The sequence below is a fragment of the Protofrankia sp. CiP1_Cm_nod4 genome (genome assembly GCF_982290645.1).
Map to the genome: position 1 here is coordinate 1 of NZ_CEVIVC010000073.1, position 3,096 is coordinate 3,096.

Genomic DNA, 3,096 nt, shown 5'->3' on the forward strand with positions numbered 1-3,096 from the left:
GTCGGGGGTCGGTCGGGACGACCGGAGCCGGATGATGATCCGTCCTATTTTGTTACTTTCCGTAATGGGATACGTCTACTTGCCTTTGTAGCGGACGCCGGTGACGGTGAAGCGCTCCACCCCGTGCAGGTGGCCACCCGTGGACGCGGCCACGACCAGGCCCTGGCCCGGCTGGGCGTCGATCGTCACCGCCGCCCGCCAGGGTGAGTTCTGCCCGCCCGCGGGCAGGCAGCAGTACTCCCCGACGACCTGGCCGCCGTTGGGACCCCCTGCCGGCCGCACCTGCACGCGGATACTCTCGTCGACACCGGTGATCTGGCCGCCGACCGCCAGCGGCGTCGACACGGTCGCCCCGTAGACCGGCTGGGTGAGCGAGAAGGTGGTGTCGTCGGTACCGACGACCTCCCACGGCGCGCCGCTGCCGGAACCGAACCGCACGAGATGGACGACGGCCGCGACACCGGTACGCCCACCCTCGGTGGCGTAGCCGACCTGCACCCGGGCGTCGTCACCGGTCACCGTGCTGGCCAGCGTCCGGTCGATGTCGGTGAAGCCGAGGAAGCCACGGGCGAAGGCCAACGCGGTGGCCGCCGGGTCGAGGTGCCATGGCTGGTGCCCGTCCGAGCCGCCGCCCGTCTGCCACGCCCGCGCGTCCGCGGCGCTGGCAAAGGGCCACAACGGCTGGTACGGGAAGGCCGCCGCGCCCGCGGTGGCACCCGGCGTCGCCGCTCCCTGGCCGGCGCCGGACTGCCCGCTGCCGGACTGCCCGCTGCTCCGCTGTTCCGTCGTCCCGGGCGAGCCGCCGGCTGCTCCCACGGACGGTGACGCGGACGGTGACGCCTGCGCGCGCACTGTCCCCTCGTCCGTACCCGAGCATCCGGTGAGGGCCAGCAGGGCCGCCACGAGTATCGCCGCCGGCAGGCCCAGCCGCGACCTCAAGAACGTCCGGGACGTCCGAGACGTCCGAGACATCGGGGACGTCCGAGACATCGGGGACGCCGGCCCGCGCCCGTGGCCCCGCGGGCGGACAGCAGCCCGTCGCCGGTCATCGTGTGACGTCGGCCCACGCCCACGCCCACGCCCGCGGTGCCGCGGGCGGCGGATCCCGCTCCGTGGGGAGGACGGGCCCTTCCCCGCGCCCCGCCCGTGACGGCGCGGGAGCGCATGCCCGGGCACCCCGTCCGCGCTGGTCACACCGATCGCACCGGGCACTCCGATCGCACCGGGCGCACGGATCGCGGCAACCGCGCGGACAATCGGTGACACCGAGACGTTCATGGTCCCTCCCCGAGATCGCCTGTCTCAGCGAAGGGTAGCGCTAGAGATGGCATACATCTCTTCACGCAGCGTACACGCTGATGTCATGTGCCCGTCGCCCGGCAGCGCGGCCCCGGGCTCCCGCTCCCCGCACCGCGCGACCGCTGCCACCGCGGCAGCCGGCGCACTCGCTTCCGTACCGCCGGCACCCGCCGGCGCAAACACCCGTCCATCACCGCACGAAGATCATATCCGGCTATCCGGTACGGGAGGCGACGCGGTACGTCCCGCTCGTCGGCATCCGCCGAGCCGCCGGGCAGCGGCCGCCTACGCCGGGCCGGCGACGGCGTGCGCGTACACGATCACGTTCTTCAGATAATGGTGGGTTTTCTTGTCGAAAGCACCACCACAGGTGATCAGCCGTAGTTCCGGACGATCGGACCGGCCATAGACCTCCGCCGCCGGAAACGCATCCTTCGCGACATCCTGAATACGGTCGACCGTGAACCGCACGACCGTCCCGTCCGCACGGCTCACCTCGATCGTGTCCGATTTCCTGAGCCTGTCGAGACGGTAGAAGACCGCCGGCCCGGTCGTCGAGTCATAATGCCCGACAAGTACGGACGCGCCGACGTCGCCGGGCCGCGGCCCATATTCGTACCAGCCGACGTCGGTCCAGGATGTCGGCACCTCGAGGGTCCCGTCCGTGTTGAGACCGACCGGCCCGACCGGCGCGGAAATGCCCACTTCCGGAATACGCAGAAAAGTCGGTGGGCTGTTCTGCCGCCACTCGCCGCCAGCCGGATCCCGCGGTGCCGCAGGCGCTGGCACCAGCCTCGCGTCGGGTCCCGCGCTCCCCGTAGCGGCCGTCACATCGGGTACCCCGACCAGTTTCCCATATTCGGACGAAACAAACTTCTGACCACTCACCCCGATCAGGAGAATTCCGATCAGAACCAGCCATCGAGCCGGCCGGACAATCTTCGGCCCCGTCGTGGTCATATCGTGTTCCACGCCTTCCCATGGACATCAGATGGCTATGGTGTAGCCCGCGGTAACAATACCGCCGCAGTACGAGAGAAGAGGAAAGGTCATGACGCACAAAATCGGCCGGGGCGTGGTGATGCTGGCCATGTCGGCCGTCACCGGGCTCTTCGTGGGGTTCGGCCCCACAGCCGCGTTCGCGGACGGGCCGTCGGATTCCGGCTCTTCGTCGACACCGCCCGCGGCCACCCAGCAGCAGAATGGCGGGCAGCCCGGGAGCGGCGGTGAGACGGCCGGATGGCCCCAGCTGCCCATCCAGCTGCCGACCCAGTGGCCGATCCCGCGGCCTCCCGAGCAGGCGGGTGGCCAGTCCGCGCAGTCCGGAGGCGGCTGGCCCGGCGCGACCTCGTCCCAGTCATCGGGGGGGTCCGGCGGCCAGGGAGCAGCCGGCGGCCAGGGAGGCCAGGGAACGGCACCCGGCGGTTCGTCGGGCCAGTGGCCGGGCCAGTCCGGCCAGCAGCAGGGCCAGCCTTCCGGCCAGCAGCAGGGCCAGCAGGGCCAGTCCTCCGGCCAGCAGCAGGGCCAGCAGCAGGGCCAGCCTTCCGGCCAGCAGCAGGGCCAGCCTTCCGGGCAGCAGCAGGGCCAGCAGGGGCAGTCCTCCGGACAGCAGCAGGGCCAGTCGGCCACCCAGAAGCCGTCCTCCGAGCCGGTCCCGCAGGGTGGCGTGCACGCGGGTGGCGGCGGTATGGCGCCGTCGTTCCCGATCGCTCCCGTCGCCGGCGCCGGGCTCGGTGCCGCGATGCTCGGCACCGGCCTTGCCGCTCGCCGCAGGAACCGCGCAACGCAGTAACCAGC

Annotated in this window: 3 protein-coding genes; all 3 read right to left on the bottom strand. The window is 71.5% G+C overall.

Features of this window, described 5'->3' with window-relative positions; all coding sequences use genetic code 11:
* Positions 1-75: 75 nt before the first annotated feature.
* Positions 76-939, bottom strand: a complete 864-nt coding sequence (locus AC5LSR_RS14775; protein ID WP_250287452.1) for a hypothetical protein — start codon at positions 937-939, stop codon at positions 76-78.
* Between the two features lie 645 nt (positions 940-1,584).
* Entirely contained in the window at positions 1,585-2,259 is a 675-nt protein-coding gene (locus AC5LSR_RS14780; protein WP_250290824.1) for a class F sortase, read from the bottom strand.
* A 397-nt stretch (positions 2,260-2,656) separates the two neighbouring features.
* A partial coding sequence (locus AC5LSR_RS14785) for a hypothetical protein (RefSeq protein WP_493468581.1) occupies positions 2,657-3,096 on the bottom strand: 440 nt, incomplete at its 5' end.